Origin of the sequence: Planotetraspora sp. A-T 1434 (assembly GCF_025420585.1) — a bacterium.
GTDB lineage: Bacteria > Actinomycetota > Actinomycetes > Streptosporangiales > Streptosporangiaceae > JAOEGB01.
The window spans coordinates 41,911-67,741 of sequence record NZ_JAOEGB010000034.1; the positions used below are offsets into that span (position 1 = coordinate 41,911).

Genomic DNA, 25,831 nt, shown 5'->3' on the forward strand with positions numbered 1-25,831 from the left:
CGGGCTGCGGCCCGGAGCCGAGGCGGAAGGCGATCACGCCGCCGCGGCAGGGCGTGGGCCCGGAGCTGAGGCGGAAGGCGATCACGCCGTCGTGGCTGCCCGTGGGGCTGGAACCGAGGCGGTGGAAGAGCCGGCCGGCCCGGCGTGGGTGAAGAGCGACCGGCAGCTCCGCCGCGAGGCCGAGCTGCGCGGCCGGGCCAGGCGGTCGATCTCGATCGCCACGGCCTCCACCGTGCTGGTCGCCGTCCTGCTCGTCATCCTGGTCACTTCGTCGCCGGGGTGGCCCCGGGTCCGGGAGACGTTCTTCGACTTCGGGCAGCTCGCCGAGTCGTTCCCCGACGTGCTCCGGGGGTTCCTGCTCAACGTCAAGATCTTCGTCATCGCCGAGCCGATCATTCTGGTGCTGGGCCTGGTCGTGGCGCTCGTGCGGGGCCTGCGGTCGCCGGTGTTCTTCCCGCTGCGGGCGCTGGCGGTCTTCTACACCGATGTCTTCCGCGGCATCCCGACGATCCTGCTCATCTACCTCGTCGGTTTCGGCATTCCCGCGCTCCAGCTCCAGGGCGCGCCCAACGACCCCGTCACGCTCGGCATCATCGCGCTCGTGCTGTCCTACGGCGCGTACGTCGCGGAGGTGTTCCGTTCGGGGATCGAGTCGGTCCACCCGAGCCAGCGGTCGGCCGCCCGGTCGCTGGCGCTGAGCCACGGCCAGACGATGCGCTACGTGGTCGTCCCCCAGGCCGTCCGGCGGGTGGTGCCGCCGCTGCTCAACGACTTCGCCTCGCTGCAGAAGGACAGCGCGCTCGTCGCCCTCCTCGGGCCGCTGGAGGCGCTTCGCCAGTCCTCGATCCACGCGGCGTCGTCGTTCAACTACACGCCCTACCTGTGCGCCGCGGCGCTGTTCATCGCGCTGACCGTGCCGATGGCCCGTTTCACCGACCATCTCGCCGCCCGCGCGGCCCGCCGCCAGATGGGAGCGGGGCACGTATGAGCCTGCTGACGATCGAAGGCGTGTGGAAGCATTACCACCATCACAGCGTGCTGCGCGGGATCGACCTGGAGGTGGCGCCGCACGAGGTGGTCTGCCTGATCGGCGCCTCCGGCTCGGGGAAGTCCACGCTGCTGCGCTGCGTCAACCTGCTGGAGACGATCGACGACGGCGCGATCTACCTGGACGGCGCCGAGATCACCGACGTGCGGGCCGACGCCGACCAGGTGCGCGGCCGGATCGGCATGGTCTTCCAGTCGTACAACCTCTTCCCGCACATGACCGTGCTGGACAACATCACCCTCGCGCCGCGCAAGGTGCAGAAGGTCAGCCGGGTGCAGGCGGAGAAACAGGCAGGGGAGCTGCTCGCCCGGTTCGGCCTTTCGGACAAGGCGCGGGCGTACCCCGACCGGCTCTCGGGCGGCCAGCAGCAGCGCGTCGCCATCATCCGTGCGCTCGCCACCCAGCCGCGGCTGCTCCTGCTCGACGAGGTCACCTCGGCGCTCGACCCCACGCTCGTCACCGAGGTCCTGGGCGTCATCCGCGAGCTCAAGGACTCGGGGATGACGATGATCCTGGCGACCCACGAGATGAGCTTCGCCCGCGACATCGCGGACACGGTCTGTTTCCTCGAAGGCGGCGTGCTGCTGGAGCACGGGCCGCCCGAGCAGATCTTCACCGCCCCCGAGCATCCCCGGACCCGCGAGTTCCTCCAGCGCGTGCTCGACGCCGGCCGTCTCTAGGTCCGTGTTCCCCGGTCTGCGGCTCAGGCCCCGGTGACCAGCCAGGCCGTGCCGTACGCGCGGGTGGCGAGGGTGATCATGCGGGCGGCCATCCAGACGCCGAGCGCCAGCCACAGCGCGACCAGGCTCCCGGCCATCGCGGCGAACGGCAGGTAGGCGAGCGTGCTCCACACTCCGGCCCAGGCCAGATAGCGCTGGTCGCCCGCGCCGATCAGCACGCCGTCCAGCACGAAGACGATGCCCGCGATCGGCTGGAAGAGCGCCACGGGCCACAGCACGGCCAGGAGCTGCGCCGTGACCGCCGCGTCGGCGTCGAACAGGCGGGGGATGAGCGGCCGGGCCAGCAGCACGACGGCGCCGAACAGGACGCCGCAGACGATCCCCCACATGACCATGCGCTTCGTCGCCGCGCGGGTGGCCGCCGTGTCTCCGGCGCCCAGTGCGCGGCCGGTGATCGCCTGCCCGGCGATGGCGATGGCATCGAGAGCGAACGCGAGGAAGGTCCAGATCCGGGCGGCGATCGTGTGCGCCTCGATCTGGTCCTCCCCCATGCGGGTCGCGATCGACGTGGCGACGAGCAGGACGATCTGCAGGCATGCCGTACGGATGACCAGGGCGAGTCCGGCGGTGCCGGCGGCCCGCACACCGGGAAGGTCGGGCCGCAGCGCGGCGCCGTGCCGCCGGGCGGCCCGCACCACCAGCGTGAGATAGACCGCGGCGGACAGCGTCTGGGCGGCGACCGTGCCCCAGGCCGACCCCGCGATCCCCCAGCCCAGCCCCAGGACGAACCAGAGGTTGAGCAGCCCGTTCAGCACGAACGAGCCGACCGACACGGCGAGGGGGGTCCGGGTGTCCTGGAGGCCGCGCAGCACGCCCGTGCCCGCGAGGACCACCAGCATGGCGGGGGTGCCGAGCAGACTCACGCGCAGGTAGGTGACGGCGAGCGTGGCGAGCTCGCCCGTGGCACCGAACAGGTGTACGATAAATGGCGCAAGGGGCCAGCCCACCACGCCGATCGCGAGGCCGATGGCCGCCGCCAGCCACAGGCCGTCGATGCCCTGTCGCATCGCCTGCCTGACGTCGCCCGCGCCGAGCCGCCGGGCCACGGCCGCCGTCGTGCCGTAGGCGAGGAACACGCACAGGCCCACCAGGGCCGTCAGCGCGGCGCTGGCCACGCCGAGAGCGCCGAGCGCCGGATCGGGGAGGTGGCCGACGATGATCGAGTCGGTGAGCAGGAACAGCGGCTCGGCCACCAGGGCCCCGAACGCCGGAACCGCCAGCCGCAGGATCTCCCTGTCATGGGTTCGGCCCCGCCGGTCGTCGCGGCCGGTTCCGGTCGTAAGAGGCATAGGCCTATTTTGCAGCTTACGGACCCATGCCCGATCGGTATCGGCCTGCCGTGCCGACTTTCTTTCCTCCACACCACGTGGATATGAACAGCCCTGGCCAGGTGGGCTTTTCGCGGCGGAGCCCGGCGTTGTCCACAGGCCTGTCCCCAGGGTTCCCACACGTGGCGGGGCGCGTCTGCACACGTTGTCCACAGCCTTGTCAACAGCTCAGGTTGCCGCCCGGTAGCCGGGAGCGCGAAACTGTCGGACCCGGCCGCTACAAGTTGGGGATGCTGGGGCGGCTGGGTAGGGGGGTGTGAAGGTGAGCGTGATCGACTTCCCGGGGGGCCCCGGGGGATCGGACTCGACGTTCGAGCGGACACCGCCGAGCAACATCGAGGCCGAGCAGTCGGTGCTGGGCGGCATGCTGCTGTCCAAGGACGCCATCGCCGACGTGGTCGAGTTGCTGCGCTCAGACGACTTCTACCGTCCCGCCCACCAGATCGTCTTCGAGGTCATCACCGACCTGTACGGCCGTGGCGAGCCGGCCGACTCCGTCACCGTCTTCGACGAGCTGCAAAAGCGCGGCGAGGTCGCCCGCGTGGGCGGCGGCGCCTACCTCCACACGCTGACGGCGATCGTCCCCACCGCCGCCAACGCGGGCTACTACGCGAAGATCGTCCGCGAGCAGGCCGTGCTGCGGCGGCTCATCGAGGCCGGCACCCGCATCGTCTCCTACGGGTACGGCGGGCAGGGCGAGGAGGTCGACGACCTGGTCGACCGCGCGCAGGCCGAGATCTACAAGGTCACTGAGCGGCGCACCTCGGAGGACTACCTGCCGCTCTCGGAGATCATGCCGTCGGCGCTCGACGAGATCGAGGCGATCGGCAGCCGCAGTGGCCAGATGGTCGGCGTGCCCACCGGCTTCCAGGACCTCGACTCCCTCACGAATGGCCTCCACCCCGGCCAGATGATCGTCGTAGCCGCCCGCCCCGCGATCGGCAAATCTACTTTGGGGCTAGATTTCGCCAGATCTGCCGCTATCAAGCATGGGATGACGACTGTCATCTTTTCGCTTGAAATGTCGCGCAATGAGATCACGATGCGACTGCTGTCGGCCGAAGCGCGGGTGAGTCTGCAGGCCATGCGGTCGGGCATGATGAGCGACGACGACTGGACCCGGATGGCCCGGAGGATGGGCGAGGTCGCGGAGGCGCCGCTTTTCATCGACGACTCCCCGAACATGTCGATGATGGAGATCCGGGCCAAGTGCCGCCGCCTCAAGCAGCGCCACGATCTCCGGTTCGTGATCGTTGACTATCTCCAGCTGATGAGCTCGCCCAAGAAGACCGAGAGCCGCCAGCAGGAGGTCTCCGAGCTGTCACGTGCCCTCAAGCTGCTGGCGAAGGAGCTCGAGGTCCCCGTCATCGCGATCTCCCAGCTCAACCGCGGTCCGGAGCAGCGCACGGACAAGCGCCCCCAGGTGTCCGATTTGCGCGAATCCGGCTCCATCGAGCAAGACGCGGACATGGTCATCCTGCTGCACCGGGAGGACGCCTATGAGCGGGAGTCCCCCCGGGTGGGAGAGGCCGACCTGATCGTGGCCAAGCACCGTAACGGGCCCACGGCGACCGTCACAGTGGCCTTCCAGGGCCACTACAGCCGGTTCGTCGACATGGCGACCCACTGACGGCCGCTCAGGTGGCGTCCAGGGTCAGCCGGGACGCGAGCTGTGCCCGCGACGTGATGTTGAGCTTGGGAAAGATGCGGTACAGATGCGAGCCGATCGTCCGCGGTGAGAGGTGGAGCCTTTCCCCGATCTCCCGGTTGGACAGCCCCTCGGCGGCGAGCCGGGCGATCTGCAGCTCCTGCGGCGACAGCGCCGGCGACCCGTCGTAGCTCGGCTGCTCGACGCGTTCGCCGGCGGCCCGGAGCTCGGCTTGGGCCTGCGCGGCCCAGGTGGTGGCGCCGATGAGGCCAAGCGTGGTCTGCGCCGCCCGCAGCGGTGTCCGGGCCTCGGTGGCGCGGCGCTGCCGGCGAAGCCAGGTGCCGTACGCGAGCTGGGTCTTCGCCTTGACGAAGGGCCACCGGGTCAGGTCCTTGCTCAGCGCCGTCAGGTAGAGCTCCTCGGCCTCGGCGTCGTCCGCGAGCACCGCGCGGGCGTACATCAGATGGACGTGCAGGAGCGGTGAGGTGGTGACGAGGGCGACCTCCTCCAGCTCGCCGATGATGAGCCGGGCCTCATCGCGATTGCCGCTGTGCGCCCCGGCCTCGGCCAGGAACATCACGCCGTCGAAGCACTCCCGCTGGTGGTAGCTGGGATCCGCGCGGTCGAACAGCCGACGCAGGGCCTCGTACGCCTCGGCGTACCTGCCGGTGGCGGCCCACGCGAGGCCCCTGGCGAGTTGCACGCAGGCCAGCAGGTCGTTGAGGCGCTGCTGGTTGGCGGCCGACTCCGCCGTGGCCGCCATTCGCAGCGCCTGGTCACTGTCGCCGCGTAAGGCGGCCGCGATGGCGTCCTGGACGAGCGAGCCGGTGGTCCAGAGCGGCTGCCCGGTCTCTCCGGCGACCCTGCGGCCGGCCTCCGCCACGGCGGCGGCCCGCTCCCAGTCGCCCAGCAGGAGGTGGTCGTTGATCTGCATGGTCAGCACGTGTGAGAGCAGGCCGAGCCTGCCCTGCTCGCGCAGCATGGTCTCCGCCTTGCCCAGCAGTTCGGTCGCGCGCACCAGGTCGCCGGTCGCGTGTGCGGCCATGCCGAACAGCCGCAGCGCGTCGGCGTCGTTGCTCTCGTCCGAGGCGGCCCGCGACAGCATGCGGTCCACGGCGGTGCCGCGCAGCACGGGCTCGGCCACCGCCACCGCCGCGATGTAGCGCGGATCGGTCTCCCTGTCCCGGAGTCCCTCGGTGACGGCGACCACCCGAGCCCGCGCCTCCGGTCCGGTGTCCGCCCACCAGCAGCGCAGTGCCGCACCGAGCAGCAGGTTCAACGCCAGGTCGGTGTCGCCGGCGTGATCCGACCGTTCGGCGATGTCGCACAGCTCGAAGACGCGTCCGGCGTCTCCCGGGACACCGTCGTTGAAGATCTCGCGGAGCCATTCCATCCTGGCCCAGTCGAGCTCCGACAGGGCGGTCTGCTCGGCGGCCCTGAGGAGCCTGTCGACCATGTCCACCTGGCCGAGCCCGAAGGCGTGCTCGCAGGCCAGGAGCAGCCGGCGACCGCGCCGGGCGGAGTCGGTGGTGAGCTGTGCGGCTCTCTCCAGGGCCCAGATGGCCGCGGTGACGGAGCCGCGCCGCAGCGAAACGGTGTGGCTCGCCTCCAGCTCGTCGGCGACGTCGTCGTCGGGTCCCACGATCGACTGGGCGCGGTGCCAGGTGCGCCGGTACGGCTCGCTCACCATGACGTCCGCCAGCGCGGCGTTCGCCGCCAACCGGCGCGCGAGCGTCTCGGACTGCACCACGGCGGATCTGACCAGGGGATGACGGAAGCGGACATGCGTACCCTCGATGTGGAGCAGTCCCGTCCTCGCGGCTCCGTCCAGGACGTCCACGGCGAGTTGCCGCCCGGACAGCAGGGAGGCGGCGGCGAGGATCTCCGGCAGTTCGTCTTCGTAGTCGACGGCGGCGATGAGGACGGCGTCACGCGCCGGTCCGGGAAGCTCCGCGATGCGGCCGGCGAACGCACGCTCCAGTTTGGCGGTGAGCGGGAGGAACGCCGGCAGGGACTCCGCACCCCGCTGTTTGGCCGCGCGCCACGCGGCGGGGAGCTCCGCCAGGGCGAGCGGGTTGCCGCGTGCGTCCCGCAGGATGCGCTCCCGGTCGGCGAGGCTCAGGTCGGCGGCGCTGACGGTCAGGACGTGCCGTGACGCGGAGTCGCCCAGCCCGTGCACCTCAACCTGGGGCAGGCCCGCGGTGACGAACGGCCCGGCGTGCCCGCTGCGCAGGGTGCCGATGATGATGATCGGGTCGGAGCTCACCCGGCGGGCGACGAAAGCCAGGGCCTCCTGGGTGGGATGGTCGAGCCACTGCACGTCGTCCACCGCGGCGAGGACGGGCCGCCGGGCCGCCGCCTCCGTCAGCAGGTTCAGCGCGGCCAGCGCGATCAGGAAAGCGTCGGGCGGTGGGCCGTCGTCGGCGCCGAACGCGGACAGCAGCGCTCTCCGCTGCGGCGCCGGCAGCGCTCCGGAGAGGCGCATGATCGGCCGCAGCAGCTGGTGCAGCCCGGCGAAGGGCAGCCGTGCCTCCGACTCCACGCCGGTGGTCTCCAAAACGTCGAGACCCGCCGCCAGGCCATCGCGGACGGCCGCGCGCAGGAGCGACGACTTCCCGATTCCGGCCTCGCCGGCGATGACCACCGCGCCGCCGGTGCCGGGGACCCGTTCGATGAGGTCCCGGAGTTGTTGTAGCTCGTCGTCACGTCCGATGAGTTCCGTCACGTTACGTCTCCTCACGTTCAGGAGTCGTGCGAAGCGAGCCCAGGAGGAGGAGTGTCATGTTATGTCACTTTCCTCGCGAATCTTTCGACGGTACAGCCTCACGATGTCCGGCGAAAGGTAGAGCTGCCGCGCTATCTCGTCGTCCGGTAGGCCCTGGGCGACGAAGACGGCGATCTGCCGTTCCCGCACCGGGCCGCCTGCTTCTCCGGCCGGCCAGGAGATCTCCGCGCCCGCCGCGTGGAGTTCGATCCGGGCCTCGTCGGCCCAGGTCGCCGCGCCGATCCCGTCCAGAGCGGTCTGCGCCGCCCGCAGGAACGAACGGGCCTGGGCGAGCCGCCGGTGGCGTCGCAACCACCCGCCGTACGCCAGCTTGATCTTCGCCCTGGCGAAGGGCCAGCGGGACAGGTCCTGCTGGAGCGCCAGCAGGTAGAGGTTCTCCGCCTCCTGATCGTCGGCGAGCACCGCCCGCGCGTACAGCAGGTTGACGTGCAGGATCGGCGAGGGCGTGACGAGGGCGACGTCTTCGAGGTCGGCCAGCACCTCACGGGCGTCCTCGCGGTGACCGGCGCGTTGTCCCGCGTCGGCGAGGAACATCACGCCGGTGAACCGTTCCCGCTGGTGGAAGCTCGGATCGGCCGGGTCGAAGGCGCGCCTCAGCGCCTGGTAGGCGTCCCGGTCGCGGCCCGCCGCGAGCCACGCGGCGCCCCGCGCGAGCTGCACGCAGGACAGCAGGTCGTTGAGCTTCCGGCGCCCGGCCTCGAGCTCCGCCTCGGTGGCGAGTCGCAGCGCCTCCTCCGCGTTGCCAAGGTAGGCGTTCAGCACCGAGTCGCAGACGAGCGTGCCGGTTCGCCAGATCGGCTGTCCGGTCTCGACGGCCAGGCGCTCGCCCTCTTCGGCCGCGGCGGCCGCTCGCTCCAGGTGTCCGAGGACGACGCGGACCATGACCTGCATGCTGAGCACGTGGGACAGCAGCCCGAGGCGGCCCTGCTCCCGCAGCGCCACCTCCGACCGCCCGAGGAGGTCGGCGGCGAGGACCTCGTGGCCGACCGCGTGCGCGGCCATCCCCAGCAGGCGCAGGGTGTCGGCGTTGTCGACCTCATCGACGGCGATCCCCGCCAGGGCGGTCATCACGGCCTCGCCGCGGAGCACCGGCTCGGCCACCCCCAGGGTCGCGACATGCCGCGGGTCGTGCGCCGTCTCCGGCATCCGCTCGGTGACGGTGACCACCCGGGCGCGCGCCTCCGGTCCGGTGTCCGCCCACCAGCACCGCAGAGCGGCGCCGAGCAGCAGGTTCAGGGCGAGATCCAGGTCGCCGGCCTCGGCCGAGCGCACGGCGATGTCGGAAAGCTCGATCACCCGCCGCCCGTCTCCGGGGATGCCGTCGTTGAAGATCTCGCGGAGCCATTCCATCCGGGCCCGGTCGAGGTCGGACAGGTTGGTCCGGGCGGCCGCCTGAAGCAGTTGCTCGACGATGTCGACGCGGCCCAGCCCGAAGGCGTGCTCGGCCGCCACGAGAAGCCGGTGCCCGCGCCGGGCGGAGCCGCTGGTCAGCTGGGCGGACCGCTCCAGGTCTCCGATCGCCGACATCACCGCGCCCCTGCTCAGCGCTACCGAGGCGTTTGCCTCCAGGTCGTCGGCGATGTGGTCGTCGGGGCCGATGATGGACTGGGCGCGGTGCCAGGTGCGCCGGTACGGCTCGTCCCCCAGGATGTCGGCCAGCGCCGCGTTGGCCGCCTGGAGCCGCACGAGGGTCTCCGCCTGCAGGACTCCGGAGCGCATGAGCGGATGCCGGAACTCGACGCGTCCCTCGGTGAGGTAGATCAGTCCCGCCGCCTCGGCCGGGCCGAAGACCTCCCGGGAGGCGTCGCTCCCACGCAGGACCGAGGTCGCGGCGAGGATCTCGGTCAGGTCGCTGGTGGAGTCGACGGTCGTGATGAGCAGGGCGTCCCTGGTCGGCGGCGGCAGCTCGGCGATCCGGCCCGCGAACGCCCGTTCGAGCCGGTTGGACAGGCTCGACGGCCGCAGCCCGGCGGCCTGGACGTGGGATCCGCGTGAGGCGCTCGGCAACTCCAGCAGTGCCAGAGGGTTGCCGAGCGCCTCGCGCCGGATGCGCAGCCGTTCGCCGGCGCTCAGATTGGGGGCGTGCGCCGAAAGGATCGCCGTCGCGGCGTCGTCGTCCACGCCCTCCACCGTGAGCTGGGGGAATCCGGCGTTCAGGAAGGGCCCGGAATGGCCGGTGCGCATCGCTCCGATGATCAGGACGGGGCTCTCGTCCACCCGGTGGCCGGCGAACGTGAGGGCCTCATGCGTCTGCGGGTCGAGCCACTGCACGTCGTCGGCGAGGATGGCGATCGGCTGGTCCGCGGCGGCGGCGGCCAGCAGGTTGACCGCCGCCAGCGCGATGAGGAAGGGCTCGGGCCGAGGGCCCTCGGCGAGCCCGAAAGCGGACAGAAGCGCGTCGCGCTGACCGGCGGGCAGCCGGGTGACGGAGGGCAGCAACGGCCGCAGGAGCTGGTGCAGCCCGGCGAACGGCAGCGTCGTCTCGCATTCCACGCCGACCACGCTGAGCACGCGGTAGCCGTGGGCGCGCGCCCTGGACTCCGCCGTGCTCAGCAGGGCCGACTTGCCGATGCCGGGGTCGCCGAGCAGCAGCAGGACCGCTCCGCGCGGCGGCGTACGATCGATGATCTCGGTCAGCACCTCGATCTCTCGCTGCCTGCCGACGAGCACCCCTGTGGGCATTGGTTCCTCTTCCGAGTGTTCTGGTGCACACGACATTAGAGAAACCACGACGGACCGGCTTGAGTCAGTTGACTCAATCACCCGACCCGAAAAGACGCGGATCGGTCGGCACGGGGTTGAATGTCCGTCCGCCCAGGGCGGTGACCTGACCGGCGGCCCATTCGGCCCACTCGCGCTGCATGGCGGTGAAGCGCAGGCCCCATTCGAGGGCGAGGCTGCCGTAGACCGACAGGGCGTCCTCGCCCTGGCTCACGGTCTCCCGCAACTCGAGCAGCTCCTCGTGGTCCTGCGCCGCCTCGGCGGCCTGCCGTTCCAGGTAGTCGTGGGCCTGGGCCGGGTCGAGCCGGTCGAGGAAGAACACACGCAGCAGCATGTCGATGCGCCTGACCGGCTTCGGCTCGACGTCGGTCAGCCAGTGGCGCAGCTCTGCCAGCCCTTCGTCGGTGATCGCGTACTCCTTGCGGCCACGCGGCCCCTCCGCGGCGGCCTTCACCAGACCGGCGTTCGCCAGGCGACTGAGCTCCGCGTAGACCTGGCTCTGGGTGGCGGGCCAGACGTTCGCCAGGGAGATCTCGAAGAGTTTCAGCAGGTCGTAGCCGCTGGCCGGGCCGGCGGCCAGCAGACCCAGCATGGCGTGACGGAGGCTCATGGCATGGATCCTACATTCCTGTATTGACATGTCGCCAGTAGTGGTTCTACGTTCGACATGTCAGTATTGGAATGTCTGAACCGGAGCTTCCGTGATCCGCTACGTCCGCACCTTCCTCCCCTGGATCGCCTTCGCCGTGCTCAGCACGAACGGCGAGTCCCGGTACGGCGCGGTCACCGGACTGGCCCTCTCCGCCGTGCTCCTGGCGGCCGACCGCCGGGCCGGGCGCGGATGGGACGAGCTGGTGATCGAGGTCAGCTCGGGGCTGTTCTTCGCGGGGCTCGTCATCGCCGCCTTCACGATCTCCCCGGCGCCCTTGGGTGAGTACGGCCCGGCCGCCTCGGTCGGCTGGCTGGCGATCACCGCCTGGCTGTCGCTGGCCATCCGCCGGCCCTTCACGCTCGGCATCGCCCGTGGCCAGACTCCTCCGGAGGTGCACGGCACCCCGCTGTTCTACCGGGTCAACGCCATCATCACCGCCGTGTGGGCGGCCGCCTTCACGCTGAACGCCGCCGGCCTCGCCGTGTTGTTCGCCGTGGCGCCCCACGCCACCGCCGCCATCGTCTCGGTCAAGATCTGCGGCTTCGCCCTGCCCGCCCTCTTCACCGTCCAGTACCCCAAGATCGTCCGAGCCCGCTACGCCGCCTGACAGGAGATGTCCGATGTCCTCCTACTACCTGACCGGCCGGTTCGCCCCGGTCCCGGATGAGATCGACGCCCTTGACCTGCCCGTTACCGGATCGCTGCCGCCCGAGCTGAGCGGCCGCTACTTCCGCAACGGCCCCAACCCGCTGGCCGGCCAGGACCCGGGTCACTGGTTCATCGGACATGGCATGATCCACGGCATCCGGCTCAGGGACGGCCGCGCCGAGTGGTACCGCAACCGGTGGGTCCGCACGCGGAGCCTGGAGGGCGCCGAGTTCGTCGGGCCGAACGGCGTCGACCTGACCGCGGTGCGCGCCAACACCCACGTCATCCACCACGCCGGACGGATCCTCGCGCTGGTCGAGAACGGCCTGCCGTACGAGATGACGGGCGAGCTGGAGACGGTCGGGCCGTGCGACTTCGGGGGCAGGCTGACCACGGCGATGACGGCCCACCCCAAGGAGGACCCGATCACGGGTGAGCTGCACTTCTTCGGGTACGGCTTGGCCGCGCCGTACCTGACCTATCACCGCCTGTCGGCGAGCGGGGAGCTGGTGGAGAGCCGGGAGATCCCCGTCCCGGGGCCGACCATGATGCACGACTTCGCGATCACCCGGAGCGCCGTGGTGTGGCTGGACCTGCCGGTGGTGTTCGACCTGAGGCTGGCCGGGCGCGGCCTGCCGTACCGCTGGGACGACTCCTACGGCGCGCGCCTCGGGGTCATGCCGCGAAACGGCGGGGAGGTGCGGTGGTTCGACATCGACCCCTGCTATGTGTTCCACGTCGGCAACGCCCGGGAGGACGAGCACGGGCGCGTCGTCCTCGACGGCATCCGCTACTCGCCGGGGGCGTTCACCGCGCTGTGGCCGCGGATCGGGGGGAGCGTCAACCCGGCCGCCGAGACCGGAGGGTCCGGCCTGTACCGCTGGGTGCTCGACCCCGCCACAGGCGCCGTCGGGGAGGAGCGGCTCGACGACCGCGATGTCGAGTTCCCCACGATCAACGACAGGTACACCGGCCTGGGCAACCGCTATGTCTACACCGCGGGCGCCGACGCGATCGTGAAGTACGACACCGTGACGGGCGGGAGCCAGTCCCACGGCACGGGGGAGGCGTCGCCGGGTGAGGCGGTGTTCGTGCCCGCCGGTCCCGGCTCGGGCCCCGGTTCCGATTGCGGCGCCGAGGACGAGGGCTGGCTGCTGTCGATCGTCGGTACGGACCACGGGGCCGAGCTGCTCGTCCTCGACGCGTCGGACCTCAAGGAGGTCGCGTCCGTACGGCTCCCGCGCCGCGTCCCGGCGGGCTTTCACGGGTCGTGGATCCCCGGCGACTGAGACCTGTGCCAACTCCAGTGCCCTTGCCGGCATCTAACCTCGGGAGCCGGTCCGACACGACGGGGTGATCACATGGCATTGGCGTCCGCTCTGCTGCCCGGAGACCCTCCACGTCTGGGGATTTCTGGCTGGCCGGACGCCTCGGTGCCGGAGGGCAGGGGGTCGTCTACGAGGCCTACGACAGCGAGGGCAGGCGGGTCGCCGTCAAGGTGCTCCACGGCGACGCGGCCAGCGACCCCGATCTGCGGGCTCAGCTGGGCAAGGAGGCCGCGGCGTCGCAGCGGGTGGCCTCCTTCTGCACCGCCCCCGTTCTCGCCGCGGTCCTGGACGGTCCCAAGCCGTACATCGTCAGCGAGTACGTCGAGGGGCCCAGCCTGCGCCGGGCGGTCCTGGACGGCCGCTTCCTCGCCGTGGCGGCCGGCCGGACCGTACGGGTGTGGGACACGACCACGGGCAGGGCGACGGGGGCGCGGTTCGGCCTGGCCGATCCCGACGTGTACGACGAAGTCGACTTCGGGCTGAAGATCTCGCCCTCCTCGACGGAGAACGAGACATCCTCGACCGCCACCCGCGTGCCGTACGTCCTGCGGAGGTTTCGCACCGTGATGATTGCCATGCCGATGACGCTAGGGATCGGGGGAAGCGCGGGGAATGCGGCTGAAGACCCACTGGGGGTGCACCTGGCCCCACCCCGATCGGGTGTCCGCGCCCACTGTGCGACCCACCCGTCCCGTTCCAGACTGGGCGCATGAACCGACGAACGGCTGTGGCGGTGCGGCGTGGCCTCGCCCTGTTCCTCCTGGCGCTGCTGGGGCAGGTCGTGGCCCTCGTGGCGCTGGTGGGCATCCTGCTCACCTTCCTCTTCGGCATGATCTTCCTCTTCCCGCCGGCGGTACGGCTCGCACGGGCGATGGCGGGACTCAACCGGCGCGTGGTCCGCGAGTGGTGCGGAGTCGACGTCGAAGAGCCCTACCTTCCGGCGCCCCCTCCGCCGGTGCCGCAGCGCGACGGCTGGTACCGGGAGGGCCGCTCGCTCTACAAGACGCCCCGGATCCCTGCCTTCAACCAGCGGCTGAGCTGGCTGATGAAGGATTCGGCGACCTGGCACGACCTCGCGTTCCTCGTGCCGGGCATGTGGGCGGGGGGTCTGATCGCCGGAGCGCCGCTGCTCCTGGTCGTCCTGGGCGTGGCGCAGCTCGTGGGAGGCACCGCCCTCGGCCTGGTCTGGGTGGCTCTGGCCGTGGCGAGCGCGCCCTGGTACGCCCCGTGGGCTCTGCGGTCCTACGGGCAGATCGCCCGGGCGCTGCTCGGCCCGACCGAGAAGGCCCGGCTGGCCCGCCGCGTGAGCACCCTGGCCCGGGCCCGCACCGAGGTCGTCGACTCGCAGGCCGCCGAGTTGCGCCGGATCGAGCGCGACCTGCACGACGGCGCCCAAGCGCGCCTGGTGGCGGTCGGCATGACGATCGGCGCGGCGGAGCAGCTCATGGAGTCGGACCCGGCCGCCGCGAAGGCGCTGCTCGCCAAGGCGAGGGACGCCTCCTCGGACGCGCTCCAGGAGATCCGCCGGCTCGTGCGCGGCATCCACCCGCCGGTGCTCGCCGAGCGCGGGCTCGGCGACGCCGTACGGGCCATGGCCCTGGACAGCCCGCTGCGGACCCATGTCACCGTCGACCTGGCCGCGAGGCCCGACCCTCCCCTGGAGTCGGCTGCCTACTTCGCCGTCAGCGAACTGCTCACCAACGCCGTACGGCACGGCGGCGCGACCGAGGCGTGGATCGACCTCAGCCACCAGGGCACGGCCCTGCGGATCATGGTGTCCGACGACGGCCAGGGCGGCGCCGACCCGTCGCGGGGCACCGGCCTCCAGGGCATCGAGCGCAGGATCGCCGCCTTCGACGGCGTCCTGGCGCTGAGCAGCCCGGCCGGCGGCCCGACCACCGTCACGATCGAGCTGCCGCGTGCCTTCGAGGTCCGGCTGCCGCCGATTCCGAAGTGGCGGGCGATCACGATGGCCCTGTGCTGGGCCCTGTGCTGGATCCCGCTGATTCCTCAGGGATTTGTCACGATGGGCTTCAAGCTGGCCGGGGCGTCAGAGAAGGCCTGGTTCCTCGCGCTCTACCTGCCCGAGCCCTGGCAATGGCCCGTGATCGTCGGCATGATCGCCCTCGGGGCCACGATGCTCACCGTCGCCTCGGTCCTGACCGCGCAGCATCGGGAAGAGGGAGCCTCGTGCGAGTAGTGCTGGCCGAGGATCTGCACCTTCTCCGGGAGGGGCTCGTCCATCTGCTGCGCGCGCACGGCTGCGAGGTCGTCGCGGCGGTCGAGTCCGGCCCCGAGCTGCTCGACGCCCTGGTCAGGGAGCGCCCCGACGTCGCGGTCGTCGACGTACGGCTCCCGCCCACGTTCACCGACGAGGGCCTCCAAGCGTCGCTGGCCGCCAGGCGGCGGATCCCGGGACTGCCGATCCTGGTGCTCTCGCAGCACGTCGAGCAGCTCTACGCCAGGGAGTTGCTCGCCGACGGCACGGGCGGGATCGGCTACCTGCTGAAGGACCGGGTCTTCAACGGCGAGCAGTTCATCGACGCCGTCCGCCGCGTGGCCGCCGGCGGGACGGCGATGGACCCGGAGGTCATCGCCAAGCTCCTGGTCAGCAACGCCCGCAACGAGCCCGTGGGCCGCCTCACCCCGCGCGAGCGCGAGGTGCTCGAACTCATGGCGGAGGGCCGGTCCAACACCGCGATCGGCCAGCGGCTGTATCTCAGCGACAGCGCGGTCGGCAAGCACACGGCGAGCATCTTCGCCAAGCTGGGTCTCGCCCCCTCGGATGACGACAACCGCCGCGTGCTGGCCGTGCTGGCCTTTCTCAACGGCAGGTAGCGCCCTTCGGTGACACACTGAGACCGATCGGGACGGCCGATTCTGTCGGTCCGAGGAGCTACCTTTCGAGCACAGTACGGCTTGCGCAGGGCGGCAAGAGTCAGGGGGTCAGGGTGAAGTTCCAGGTGAACCGCGATGTTCTCGCCGACGCGGTGGCGTGGACGGCCCGCGTGCTACCGGGGCGACCGGCCGTCCCCGTGCTCGCGGGCCTGCTGCTGGAGGCGGGCGACGATCTGCGCGTCTCCGCGTTCGACTACGACGTTTCGGCGCGGGCCGAGGTCGAGGCCGACGTGGCGGAGCCCGGCCGCGTGCTGATCCCGGGCAGGGTGCTCGCCGAGATCACTCGCAGCCTGCCCAGCCGGCCGGTCGAGATCGTCAGGAGCGGTTCGGAGGCCGTCCTGACGTGCGGCAGTGCCGAGTTCGGGCTGCTCACGATGCCGGATGAGGACTTCCCGGCCATGCCGGCCATGCCGCCCAGGATCGGCGCGGTGGGCGGGGGCGTCTTCGCCACCGCCGTCGGCCAGGTCGCGACGGCCGCGAGCCGGGACGACACGCTTCCGATGCTGACCGGCGTCCGCATCGACATCGACGGCGTCCAGGCCTCGATGGCCGCCACGGACCGCTACCGGATCGCCGCCAGGGACTTCCTCTGGCACCCGGAGCGGCAGGACGAGCGGCGCGCCGCGATGGTGCCCGCCCGGGTGCTGGTCGAGGTGGCGCGCTCGCTGCGCGGCGGCGAGGTCGCGATCGGCCTCGGCGACAACGTGGCGGGTTTCGAGAGCCAGGGGCGGATCACCACGGTGCGGCTCCTGGACGACCAGTTCATCGACTACCGGTCACGGCTTTCCGAGGATTGGGGCATCCACGCCGACCTGGAGGTCGCCCCCTTCGTCGAGGCCATCAAGCGGGTCACGCTGGTCGCCGAGCGGAACACGGCCGTCCGGCTCACGTTCTCGCAGGGCCAGGTGCTGATCCAGGCCGGAGGCGGCGAGATCGGCCGCGGAGCCGAGGTCATCGAGGCGGAGCTAGACGGCGACGACATCCAGATCGCCTTCCAGCCCCACTTCCTGCTCGACGGCCTGGCCGGCGTGGAGACCGAGCGGGTCCGTCTCAACATGGACTCGCCCACCCGTCCCGCGTTGATCGCCAATGAGGGAGACGACCCCGACTTCCGCTATCTCGTCATGTCCCTCCGCCTCGCCTGACGACGGGGAAGCCCGTCAGGCGGTGAGGTCCTGCGATTCGGTCAGGGCGATGAGGATGTGCTCCATGCACGCGTGGCCCGCCCGCTCGGCCGCGGCCGCGTCTCCTGCCGCGATGGCCCGCACGATGGCGTCGTGGGGGATGTAGTTCTGCTCCATTGAGCCGCCCGCGGCCGCGATGCTCGCGCGCAGAGCCGCGGAGAAGTCGCGGTAGAGGTCGATGAGCACGTTGTTGTGCGTGGCCTCGACGACGGCGACGTGGAACGCCAGGTCCGACTCGACGAACCCGTCGGGGTCGCCGTTCGCCCAGGCCTTCTCCCGCGCGGCCAGCGCCGCCTCGATCGTGGCGATGTCGCCGCTGGTCCGCCTGGTCGCGGCGAGCCTGGCCGCCTCGACCTCCAGCGCGCGGCGCACCTCGAGGATCTCCAGTTGCTCGGCCGCTCGCAGCCGCCGCGCCATGGCACCGGAAAGCTCGCTCGTGGCGCGGACATACGTCCCGTCGCCCTGGCGGCACTCCAGCAGGCCGGCGTGGGTCAGTGCGCGCACGGCCTCGCGGACCGTGTTGCGCCCAACTCCGAGGTGCTCGGCGAGCACGGTCTCAGTGGGAATCTTGGCATGCATCTGCCAGGAACCAGAGGTGATCTGCTCCTTGAGCTGATCGATCACCTGGTCCACAAGAGACGCCCGCTGGGCCGTCCGCAGACTCACAGTCCGCCTCCTCCGGGGAAACCAGTCATCCTATGACTGAATGACTGGTCGACCCTAATTATTCCAGAGCCGCCAGAACAAGTCCGGAGCTCCAGGAGGCTAACGGGTGAGCACCGCCGAGGCGGTTGAGCCCGGTATGTTCACATGGATCCCGACGGCTTCTAGGGCCCTACGATATGCCCCCGCCTGTTGATCAATGGAACCGGCCTGACCCCAGAGGTCACCGAGCATCCGCCAGGCCCGCGCGCTCTCGCGGTCCGGCGCCGCCGGGTTGCTCTCCAGCAGCTCCTGCGCGCGCCGCAGAGAGGGCGTGGCGTCTTCGGAGCGTGCCAAAGCGACCTCGGCGAGCACCAGGTGCGCGGTGGCGGCAGTCGTCCCGCGGACGCTCACCAGCAGATCCAGTGCCTGATCGGCCAGATTCACCGCGGATTCCGTATCACCGGAGCGGAGCCGTACATGAGACAGCACGACGAGGCTCCTCGCGTGCTCCAGCGCCTCGGCGGGGAAGGCCGCGAAAACCCCGGTCGCAGACGTGGCGAGCTCGTTGGCTCGGTCCAAATCGGCGTCCTCGGGATTCGCAGTGGTGATCCGGGCCCAGCGCATCGCGATCCGCGCGTAGCGCACGGCCATCCTGGCGGACCGGCCGGCGGCCAGGGCGTCGTCCGCGAGCTGCACGGCGAGCGCGGAGTCCTCCCCTTCGGCGGCGGTCACGCTGGCCTGCCACAGGGCGAGCACCTCGGAGCTGCGGTCGCAGGCCTCCAGCACACCGGCCTCCGACAGCACCCGCTCGACGTACGGCAGGCCCGTCTCGGTCTCCACCAGCGCCAGCGCCAGCTCCACGGCGAGCTCGCCCTGGACGAACCCGAGCCGGTCGACCTGGAGCAGCGCGTGGGCGCCGAGGTCGCGGGCTCTCAGCATGTCGCCCGCCCGCTGGTAGCAGCGGCACAGCGCCACGGTGAGCGGGAGGTCGGCGAGACGCTCGGGGTGCGCGGCGGCCTCACGGCGCAGCCGCTCGTACGCCTCGACCGCGCGGCCGATCTGGCCCTGGGCCTCCAGCGCGCGCGCCCGGCCGAGCCGCGCGTGCGCGGCCAGCATGGCGTTGTCCTCGCCCGCCGCCTTGACGATGTCCCCGAAGCGGTCGCCCGCCACGGCGGGATCGCCGTGATACAGCTCGAGCTCGGCGTGACGCAGGCCGAGCTCGGTGTCGATTCGCTGCCGAGGTTCTATCCCGTGAAGCAGGAACTCGGTGGTGCAACCGAGCCGCTCGGCGAGGAGCCGAGCGACGACGGGCGTGGGGGTCCGCTTGCCGGACTCGATGAGCGAGACGTAACTGTCTGACAGGTCGGGTCCGGCCAGTTGGGCCTGGGACATACGCCTGCTCAACCGCAATCCGCGGACGCGGTCACCGATGGTTCCCTGACTCGGCATCTGATCTCTCAGGGCGGGGGATGGTCAATGGTCTCGCCATAATGGCACGAAGCGACCGAATCGTGTAACCCTCCGTCAAGAATCACGACGGTGAAGGTTCGATCACGAGACAGCACTTCAGGGTGGACGACCAGCTAGTCGTCGTCGTCCTTGCTGGGGAAGATCATCTGGCAGACCTCGAGGTACAAGGTCTCGGGGTAGGGGATGTAAGGAACGGACCGCAATGCCTGGTCCTGACCGGCCGACTCCAGGACGAACTCGCCGTAGCCGACCAGGCGGCCGAGGAGCGAGCGCTGGAAGCTCATGTCGGTGACCTTGCCCAGGGGCATCATCGCGACCTTGCGCGTGACGAGGCCGGTGGTGAGAAGCATGCGCTGGGAGGTGACGACGAAGTAGTCGACCGACCACTCCGCTACCTTCCAGACGAAGCGGATGAGAAGCAGCAGCCAGGCCCACCAGATGATGACGAGGGCCTGGCTTCCGCCGCTGCCGCTCAGCCACTTGCTGAGCACGCCGGCGAGGATCAGCCCGCCGAAGATCTCTGCGACGGGCCGGAGAAGCACGGCGGGATGACGCCGGACCATGATGACTTGGTGTTCGTGGGGGAGGAGGTAACGGTTGACCGACGACGGGGCGGAGTCCCCGTGGGTCACAAGTCTCATGTCAGCTTGGCCTCATGTCAGTGTGGCGAAGAATTGGGCCATCGAGTTGGCCGCGCTCATCATTCCGTCGAACGCGCCGTGCACGGTCTGCGCGGCGTCCTCTGGCCGCCGCACCAGATAGAAGGCCGCCATCCCTATGGCACCCCACTTGAGAATCTTCTTGACCTGCATGCCGTTACCACTCCCATGACTTATAGATTACCCAGGCGCCTAGTTCGGTAAAGCGGCAAAATCCAAACATCGCGCCATGTCGACAAGGAGCGCCGTCATCCCCGCTCCGCCGCGGCGACCGCCAGGACCTGGAGGTGCTTGCGGGCGATGCGTTCCACCAGCGCGGGAGAGGCATGGCCGGTCACTTCGACCGCGCCGTGATGCGCGGCCTGGACACAGCGGGTGACGGTGGCGGCGGGGTGGACCCCGGCGAACTCGTCCCTGAGCATCGCCTCGAGCTGCTCGTGCTGCTCACCCTCATAGTGCTCACTGTCCGGAAGCTGACTCATGGCTCTCCCTGGTGGCGCGCCCGCCCGCGCGAACGCGAAGAGACGTCGTCATCACTCTCCGTACCCGGAAGAGTGCGCAATGTAACTATGGCGCGGGAGAGGCGCGGGTGAGTCAGACCACGCCGTAGAGGCGGTCTCCGGCGTCGCCGAGGCCCGGCACGATGTAGCCCCGCTCGTTGAGCCGCTCGTCGAGGGCGGCGGTCACCACGCGGATGGGCTTTCCGCTGCCCTGGAAGACCTCGTCCATGTGGGAGATTCCCTCGGGCGCGGCCAGCAGGCAGATCGCGGTGACGTCCTCGGCGCCGCGGTCGAAGAGGAAGTGGATCGCCGCGGCGAGCGTGCCACCCGTGGCGAGCATGGGGTCGAGCACGTAGCACTGCCGCCCTGACAGGTCCTCGGGTAGCCGGGTGGCGTAGGTCTGGGCCTTGAGCGTGGACTCGTCACGGATCATGCCGAGGAAGCCGACCTCGGCCGTCGGAAGGAGACGGGTCATGCCGTCGAGCATGCCCAGCCCGGCGCGCAGGATCGGCACGACGATCGGCGCCGGGCGGGCCAGCCGTACGCCGTGGGCCGGAGCGAGCGGCGTGTCGATCGTCACGTCCGTGACGCGGACGTCACGGGTGGCCTCGTAGGCGAGGAGCGTGACCAGCTCGTCGGCGAGGCGCCGGAACGTCGGAGAGTCGGTCCGCACATCGCGAAGCGCGGTCAGCTTGTGGGCGACGAGCGGGTGGTCGACGACGAGCGTTTCCATGGCTACAGAAGTTACCTTCCCCTGGAAGGAGCATCGACGCCGCCTGACTGTTTTGATCACAATTTGGGCCGAGCGCCGTACGGTGGGAGTCCGAGTCTGGGACCATTACATGACGTGAGGACCGTGCCGGTGGGGATGACGATGACAGACGTAGACGCGCTTGACTTCGCCATCGTGGTCTATCGCGAGGACGACCAGTGGGAGGCCGAGATGCTTCCCATGGCGCTCACCTCGGACCTGCGTGGGCTCCTCCACGCCCTCCGTCAGACGCCGAGCATGGGCGCGACGATTGGCCTGGTCGCCGTGGGGGATGACTTCTTTGTGGCATTGCGGGTTTTCGGTGAACGAGTAAGCGTTTTCCTCTCCGACATCACCGCTTCCTGGGACTGGCCGCTGGCGCAGCAGGTCCTCGAATACCTCGACGTGCCCATTCCCGAAGAGGAGGAGCTCGACAGCGTGCTCCCCGCCGGGGACCTGTCGATCTTCGCCGACCTCGGCCTCGACGAGATGGAGCTCGGAGCCCTCTCCGGGGATCTCGACCTGCTTCCGGACGAGGTGCTCTCCAGCATCGCCGCGCGGCTGGGCTTCTCCCAGCCGTTCGAGCGCGCCGTCGACGCCGCCATCGGCTGACCACGGGAGAACGGCCATGCCCTCGCGACCGAACCTCTTCTCCGCCGCCTTCCTGAAGACCGACAACGGCTGGACCGGGACCGAGGTCGACCTCGGTGACGCCGAGATCGCCGACGACCTGGGCGACGCCGTGCAGGAGGCGCTCGGCCTCAACGGCGACGAGCTGGCCCTGCTCTGCGTCGAGGTGGAGGACGAATGGTTCGCGCTCGTCCGCTACGAGGGCGACTCGGACCCCCGGGTGTTCCTCTCCGACGCCCACGCCGGTCAGACGGATGCGCTCGGCGAGATCTTCGCCGAGCTGGCGGGCGTGGCGGTGGACAAGGACGCTCCCGACCTCGGCGTCCGTCCCGCCGGAGACTTCGAGCTGCTCAGCGACTTCTCCCTGAGCGGAGACGAGTTGCTGGAGCTCAGCATGGAGGAGGGTGTGCTGCCCGCGGACACCCTGTCGGTCATCGCCGAGCGCCTCTCCTTCGCCGACGAGCTCGACCGGTTGCGGTGACCGGCTTCCCCCGATGAGCACGCCGGCCGAGTTCGACGCGGCGATGCGGCTCGCGCTGGCGGAAGCCGTACGGGCCGGAGAGCGTGGGGAGGTCCCGGTCGGCGCGGTCGTGCTGGGCCCGGGCGGCGACGTCCTCGCCGCGGCGGGGAACGACCGGGAGGCCGCCGGCGACCCCACCGCGCATGCTGAGGTCCTCGCCCTGCGCGCCGCCGCGCGGGCGACCGGCGAATGGCGGCTCACCGGCTGCACGCTCGTCGTAACGCTCGAACCCTGCACCATGTGCGCGGGCGCCGCGGTGCTCTCCCGGGTGCGGCGCGTGGTGTACGGCGCGGCCGACGAGAAGGCCGGGGCCGCGGGCTCGCTCTGGGACGTGATCAGGGACCGGCGGCTCAACCACCGGCCCGAGGTGGTCATGGGCGTCCTGGCCGGCGAGTGCGCGGCGGTCCTCAGGGACTTCTTCGGAGACCGCCGCGGCTGAGCCGTACGCCGCCGGGATCGCCGCGGTTCGTCGTGGATTGTCATGGGTCGTACGGCCGGGCCGAAACGGATGCGCGGGCACAGGCGTTTGTCCGGTAGGCTTCTGCGCGGTGGAGTCGCCTAGTGGCCGAGGGCGCACGCCTCGAAAGCGTGTGTAGGGCAACCTACCGTGGGTTCAAATCCCACCTCCACCGCTCGTCGAAAGAGCCGCCGACCTGATCAGGTCGGCGGCTCTTCGCTCTGTCCCGGGTCTTTCAGTGGTCGATCTCCAGGACGCGGGCGTGCAGCACCGAGCGCTGGTGCAGCGCGGCGCGCAGGGCGCGGTGCAGCCCGTCCTCCAGGTAGAGGTCGCCGTTCCACTGGACGACGTGCGGGAACAGGTCGCCGTAGAACGTGGAGTCCTTGGCGAGCAGGGAGTGCAGGTCGAGCACCGCCTTCGTGGTGATCAGGGTGTCCAGCCTCACCTGACGTGGCGGAATCTGCGCCCACTCGCGATGCGACAGGCCGTGCTCGGGGTAGGGCCGTCCGTCGCCGACCAACTTAAAGATCACGCTATGTAGTTTAGGCAAGAATGCCGGTGATTGCCTTCCCGGGCGTCACCAAGGGCATCTACCGACTCAGATTCCCCCGGAGAAGGTGTCGCAGCGCGCCGGGTCGCCCGACTCGTAGCCGTTGCTGAACCACTTCGTCCGCTGGGCCGACGTGCCGTGCGTGAAGGCGTCGGGGTTGACGCTGCCCTGCGCCTGCTCCTGGATCCGGTCGTCCCCCACGGCCGCCGCGGCGTCGAGCGCCTCGGCGATGTCGGCGCTGCTGAACTTCTCGGTGTAGAAGCCGGTCTTGTACGCGTTGTTGGCCCACACGCCGGCGTAGCAGTCGGCCTGGAGTTCGAGCCGTACGGAACCGCCCTCGGCGCCCTGGCCCTGTCCCGCCCGGTCCATGGTGCCGAGCAGGTCCTGCACGTGGTGCCCGTACTCGTGGGCGATCACGTACGCCTGGGCGAACGGCCCGCCCTTGGCGCCGAACCTGGACTGCAGGTCGTCGAAGAAGCCCAGGTCGAGGTAGACGTGCTTGTCACGGGGGCAGTAGAACGGCCCGACCGAGGAGTCGGCCGCGCCGCATCCGGTCTGGACGCTCCCGGAGAACAGCGTCGTCTTCGCGGGCGTGTAGTTCTGGATCTGGCCGTCCCAGAACTTCTGGATGCTGTTGACCACCCCGACGACCCGGCACTTGTCGGACTGGTCGGCGTCCGCGCCGGTCCGGCACTGCTTGGACAGGTCGGAGTTCGGCTGGACTCTGGCGGGCTGGTCGCTGCCGCCTCCGGTGATGTCACCGGGGTTGATCCCGAAGATCAGGGCCACGATCAACGCGATGATGCCCGCGGCTCCGCCGCCGATCGCGAGGCCCCCGCCACGGAACCCTCCGCCGCTTCTGCCGACGTCCTCCACCTGCGAGGCGTCGAGTTGCGCTCGATCATCGAAATCCATACGACGCTCCCGTGCGTGGGGCGCTTATATGCGCGGTCGATCTTATCGCCCCAGCGTTCTGCCCCGGCTGAGGAAGATCATTCCCTTTATGGCTCGTTACTCAGCATAGAAACGGTGAGAGATGATCGTCATCCGGGGGATTTTGTGAGGTATGCGGCGCTACGATGCCCCGGTGCCTCTTGCCGCCAATCAGGCGATTGGGGAGCCGGATGGCGGTCCACCCAATTCGCTCCGCGACCGGTTGGTGCCGCCGATGCCCGGAAGTCCCCGGTGGGGCTGGCTCGGGCCACTGATCGTGGCCCTTTTCGGCGGGTTCCTTCGCTTCTACCGCCTCGGCACCCCCAAGTCGGTCGTCTTCGACGAGACCTACTACGCCAAAGACGCCTTCTCCATGATCAAATACGGCGTCGAGCGGTATTTCGTCGGCAACGCCAACGATCTGATCCTGAGCGGGAACACGCACATTTTCAAGACGTGCGAGCAAACAGGACAGTGCGCCAACTTCGTCGCGCATCCGCCGCTCGGCAAGTGGATGATCGGCGCAGGTGAGTGGCTGTTCGGCCTCACGCCCTTCGGCTGGCGGTTCGCGGCCGCCCTCGCCGGGTCGATCTCGATCCTCATCCTGGCCAGGACGGCCCGGCGGATGACCCGATCGACCGTGCTGGGCTGCCTCGCCGGGTTCCTGCTCGCCCTGGACGGCCTGCACTTCGTGCTCTCGCGGACGGCGCTGCTCGACATCTTCCTGATGTTCTGGGTGCTCGCGGCCTTCGCCTGCCTGGTGACGGACCGGGACGACGGCCGGGCGCGGCTGGCCGACTGGTACCAGACGTCGCCGCTGGCCGACCCGGGGCCGCGCCTGGGCCGGCGGCCATGGCGGCTCGCCGCCGGGCTCTGCCTGGGCGCCGCGCTGGCCACCAAATGGACCGCCGTCTTCTTCATCGCGGCCTTTGTGATCATGGCGCTCGTCTGGGACGCCGGCGCCCGCCGGGCCATCGGCCTACGCCGGCCGTACACGGCCGCGCGGCGACTCGACTGGCCCCTGGGGCTCGCCTGGCTCGGCGTCGTGCCGATCGTCGTCTACACCGCCTCATGGCTCGGGTGGTTCACCTCGGATCGCGGTTGGGGCCGTAACTGGGAGCAGGCCACGTCGAACGGCTGGGCCTTCTTCGTCTTCGACTCGTTCCGCTCGTGGGTGAGCTACCAGGTCCAGGTGCTCGGCTTCCACGAAGGGCTGCACACCCCGCACGGCTACCAGTCGCAGCCGTGGGGGTGGCCGCTGCTGCTCCGGCCGGTCGCGTTCTTCTACCAGTCGCCGAAGGGCGCCTGCGGCGCGGACAACTGCTCCTGGGCCGTGCTCGGAACCGGCACCCCGGTCATCTGGTACGCGGGCGTCCTCGCCCTCCTCGCGCTGATCGCCTGGTACGTCGCGAGCCGCGACTGGCGGGCGGGAGCGGTGCTGCTGGCGTACGCTGCCGGGTGGCTGCCGTGGTTCTACTTCGCGATCGCCGACCACCGGACGATGTTCCTGTTCTACGCGCTCCCGATGGTGCCGTTCATGATCCTCGCCATCGTCCTGGTGTGCGGGCTGATCATCGGTCCCGTGGACGCTCCGTCCAGGCGGCGCGTGATGGGCACCGCCGTCGTGGGCGCCTTCGCGCTGCTCGCGCTGGTCAACTTCTGGTGGCTGTCCCCCATCCTCGCCGCCGAGCCCATCCCGTACGACATGTGGTTCAAGCGCATGTTCTTCCGGAGCT

The 25,831-nt window shown here is 70.3% G+C and carries 25 protein-coding genes and 1 tRNA gene; 14 read left to right on the top strand and 12 right to left on the bottom strand.

Going from position 1 to position 25,831, the window contains the following annotated elements; genetic code table 11:
* Nucleotides 1-121 precede the first annotated feature (121 nt).
* Nucleotides 122-988: an amino acid ABC transporter permease gene (locus N5079_RS31350; protein WP_261587792.1), complete on the top strand. Its 867-nt coding sequence runs from the start codon at nucleotides 122-124 to the stop codon at nucleotides 986-988.
* Complete coding sequence (locus N5079_RS31355; RefSeq protein WP_315967901.1) at nucleotides 985-1,728, top strand: amino acid ABC transporter ATP-binding protein; 744 nt, start codon at nucleotides 985-987, stop codon at nucleotides 1,726-1,728. Before N5079_RS31350 ends, N5079_RS31355 begins: the two co-directional genes overlap by 4 nt.
* Before the next feature lie 23 nt (nucleotides 1,729-1,751).
* Here N5079_RS31355 and N5079_RS31360 read toward each other — a convergent pair whose 3' ends face one another.
* Nucleotides 1,752-3,077, bottom strand: coding sequence for an MATE family efflux transporter (locus N5079_RS31360; RefSeq protein WP_261587793.1), 1,326 nt, complete (start codon nucleotides 3,075-3,077; stop codon nucleotides 1,752-1,754).
* Nucleotides 3,078-3,378: 301 nt separating this feature from the next.
* On the opposite strand from N5079_RS31360, the gene dnaB reads away from it, so the two are divergent.
* Nucleotides 3,379-4,746 carry a replicative DNA helicase gene (gene dnaB / locus N5079_RS31365; RefSeq protein WP_261587794.1) on the top strand — a complete coding sequence of 456 codons (1,368 nt, stop codon included), beginning with the start codon at nucleotides 3,379-3,381 and terminating at the stop codon, nucleotides 4,744-4,746.
* Nucleotides 4,747-4,753: 7 nt separating this feature from the next.
* Here dnaB and N5079_RS31370 read toward each other — a convergent pair whose 3' ends face one another.
* The 3 genes from N5079_RS31370 to N5079_RS31380 form a co-directional block, all read right to left on the bottom strand.
* Nucleotides 4,754-7,489, bottom strand: a complete 2,736-nt coding sequence (locus N5079_RS31370) for an AAA family ATPase (RefSeq protein WP_261587795.1) — start codon at nucleotides 7,487-7,489, stop codon at nucleotides 4,754-4,756.
* 54 nt (nucleotides 7,490-7,543) lie between these two features.
* Entirely contained in the window at nucleotides 7,544-10,231 is a 2,688-nt protein-coding gene (locus N5079_RS31375) for an AAA family ATPase (RefSeq protein WP_261587796.1), read from the bottom strand.
* Between the two features lie 73 nt (nucleotides 10,232-10,304).
* Nucleotides 10,305-10,880 (bottom strand): PadR family transcriptional regulator, encoded by a 576-nt coding sequence (locus N5079_RS31380; protein WP_261587797.1) that lies wholly within the window; start codon nucleotides 10,878-10,880, stop codon nucleotides 10,305-10,307.
* A 91-nt stretch (nucleotides 10,881-10,971) separates the two neighbouring features.
* Between N5079_RS31380 and N5079_RS31385 the strand changes: the two genes are divergently transcribed.
* From N5079_RS31385 to dnaN, 6 genes are all read left to right on the top strand, one after another.
* Nucleotides 10,972-11,529, top strand: a complete 558-nt coding sequence (locus tag N5079_RS31385) for a hypothetical protein (protein ID WP_261587798.1) — start codon at nucleotides 10,972-10,974, stop codon at nucleotides 11,527-11,529.
* A 13-nt stretch (nucleotides 11,530-11,542) separates the two neighbouring features.
* Complete coding sequence (locus tag N5079_RS31390) at nucleotides 11,543-12,859, top strand: carotenoid oxygenase family protein (protein ID WP_261587799.1); 1,317 nt, start codon at nucleotides 11,543-11,545, stop codon at nucleotides 12,857-12,859.
* Between the two features lie 209 nt (nucleotides 12,860-13,068).
* The gene (locus tag N5079_RS31395) at nucleotides 13,069-13,611 is read left to right on the top strand and encodes a hypothetical protein (RefSeq protein ID WP_261587800.1); all 543 of its coding nucleotides are present in this window, start codon (nucleotides 13,069-13,071) and stop codon (nucleotides 13,609-13,611) included.
* Nucleotides 13,608-15,098 (top strand): sensor histidine kinase, encoded by a 1,491-nt coding sequence (locus N5079_RS31400; protein WP_261587801.1) that lies wholly within the window; start codon nucleotides 13,608-13,610, stop codon nucleotides 15,096-15,098. Before N5079_RS31395 ends, N5079_RS31400 begins: the two co-directional genes overlap by 4 nt.
* The gene (locus N5079_RS31405) at nucleotides 15,089-15,736 is read left to right on the top strand and encodes a response regulator transcription factor (protein WP_261587802.1); all 648 of its coding nucleotides are present in this window, start codon (nucleotides 15,089-15,091) and stop codon (nucleotides 15,734-15,736) included. Before N5079_RS31400 ends, N5079_RS31405 begins: the two co-directional genes overlap by 10 nt.
* Before the next feature lie 113 nt (nucleotides 15,737-15,849).
* Complete coding sequence (gene dnaN, locus N5079_RS31410; protein WP_261587803.1) at nucleotides 15,850-16,941, top strand: DNA polymerase III subunit beta; 1,092 nt, start codon at nucleotides 15,850-15,852, stop codon at nucleotides 16,939-16,941.
* 15 nt (nucleotides 16,942-16,956) lie between these two features.
* On the opposite strand, the gene N5079_RS31415 is transcribed toward dnaN, so the two are convergent.
* The 6 genes from N5079_RS31415 to upp all read right to left on the bottom strand — a co-directional run bounded on the left by N5079_RS31415 (nucleotide 16,957) and on the right by upp (nucleotide 20,987).
* The gene (locus N5079_RS31415) at nucleotides 16,957-17,646 is read right to left on the bottom strand and encodes a FadR/GntR family transcriptional regulator (RefSeq protein WP_261587804.1); all 690 of its coding nucleotides are present in this window, start codon (nucleotides 17,644-17,646) and stop codon (nucleotides 16,957-16,959) included.
* 99 nt (nucleotides 17,647-17,745) lie between these two features.
* Nucleotides 17,746-19,074: a helix-turn-helix domain-containing protein gene (locus tag N5079_RS31420; protein WP_261587805.1), complete on the bottom strand. Its 1,329-nt coding sequence runs from the start codon at nucleotides 19,072-19,074 to the stop codon at nucleotides 17,746-17,748.
* A gap of 134 nt (nucleotides 19,075-19,208) precedes the next feature.
* The gene (locus N5079_RS31425) at nucleotides 19,209-19,736 is read right to left on the bottom strand and encodes a PH domain-containing protein (protein ID WP_261587806.1); all 528 of its coding nucleotides are present in this window, start codon (nucleotides 19,734-19,736) and stop codon (nucleotides 19,209-19,211) included.
* Between the two features lie 12 nt (nucleotides 19,737-19,748).
* On the bottom strand, nucleotides 19,749-19,907 hold the full coding sequence (locus N5079_RS31430) for a hypothetical protein (protein WP_261587807.1): 159 nt from the start codon (nucleotides 19,905-19,907) through the stop codon (nucleotides 19,749-19,751).
* Nucleotides 19,908-20,002: 95 nt separating this feature from the next.
* Nucleotides 20,003-20,236, bottom strand: a complete 234-nt coding sequence (locus N5079_RS31435; RefSeq protein ID WP_261587808.1) for a hypothetical protein — start codon at nucleotides 20,234-20,236, stop codon at nucleotides 20,003-20,005.
* A gap of 112 nt (nucleotides 20,237-20,348) precedes the next feature.
* Nucleotides 20,349-20,987, bottom strand: a complete 639-nt coding sequence (gene upp, locus N5079_RS31440; RefSeq protein ID WP_261587809.1) for a uracil phosphoribosyltransferase — start codon at nucleotides 20,985-20,987, stop codon at nucleotides 20,349-20,351.
* A 135-nt stretch (nucleotides 20,988-21,122) separates the two neighbouring features.
* Between upp and N5079_RS31445 the strand changes: the two genes are divergently transcribed.
* The 4 genes from N5079_RS31445 (at nucleotide 21,123) to N5079_RS31460 (ending at nucleotide 22,787) form a co-directional block, all read left to right on the top strand.
* Complete coding sequence (locus tag N5079_RS31445) at nucleotides 21,123-21,617, top strand: tRNA adenosine deaminase-associated protein (RefSeq protein ID WP_261587817.1); 495 nt, start codon at nucleotides 21,123-21,125, stop codon at nucleotides 21,615-21,617.
* A gap of 16 nt (nucleotides 21,618-21,633) precedes the next feature.
* Nucleotides 21,634-22,116, top strand: a complete 483-nt coding sequence (locus N5079_RS31450) for a tRNA adenosine deaminase-associated protein (protein ID WP_261587810.1) — start codon at nucleotides 21,634-21,636, stop codon at nucleotides 22,114-22,116.
* Nucleotides 22,117-22,129: 13 nt separating this feature from the next.
* The gene (gene tadA, locus N5079_RS31455) at nucleotides 22,130-22,594 is read left to right on the top strand and encodes a tRNA adenosine(34) deaminase TadA (RefSeq protein WP_261587811.1); all 465 of its coding nucleotides are present in this window, start codon (nucleotides 22,130-22,132) and stop codon (nucleotides 22,592-22,594) included.
* A gap of 108 nt (nucleotides 22,595-22,702) precedes the next feature.
* Nucleotides 22,703-22,787: transfer RNA gene (locus N5079_RS31460), tRNA-Ser, on the top strand.
* Between the two features lie 60 nt (nucleotides 22,788-22,847).
* On the opposite strand, the gene N5079_RS31465 is transcribed toward N5079_RS31460, so the two are convergent.
* Complete coding sequence (locus tag N5079_RS31465; RefSeq protein WP_261587812.1) at nucleotides 22,848-23,144, bottom strand: type II toxin-antitoxin system VapB family antitoxin; 297 nt, start codon at nucleotides 23,142-23,144, stop codon at nucleotides 22,848-22,850.
* A gap of 66 nt (nucleotides 23,145-23,210) precedes the next feature.
* Nucleotides 23,211-24,077: a neutral zinc metallopeptidase gene (locus tag N5079_RS31470; RefSeq protein ID WP_261587813.1), complete on the bottom strand. Its 867-nt coding sequence runs from the start codon at nucleotides 24,075-24,077 to the stop codon at nucleotides 23,211-23,213.
* A gap of 253 nt (nucleotides 24,078-24,330) precedes the next feature.
* Here N5079_RS31470 and N5079_RS31475 point away from each other — a divergent pair.
* The coding region (locus N5079_RS31475; protein ID WP_261587814.1) for a dolichyl-phosphate-mannose--protein mannosyltransferase at nucleotides 24,331-25,831 on the top strand (1,501 nt) is incomplete at its 3' end.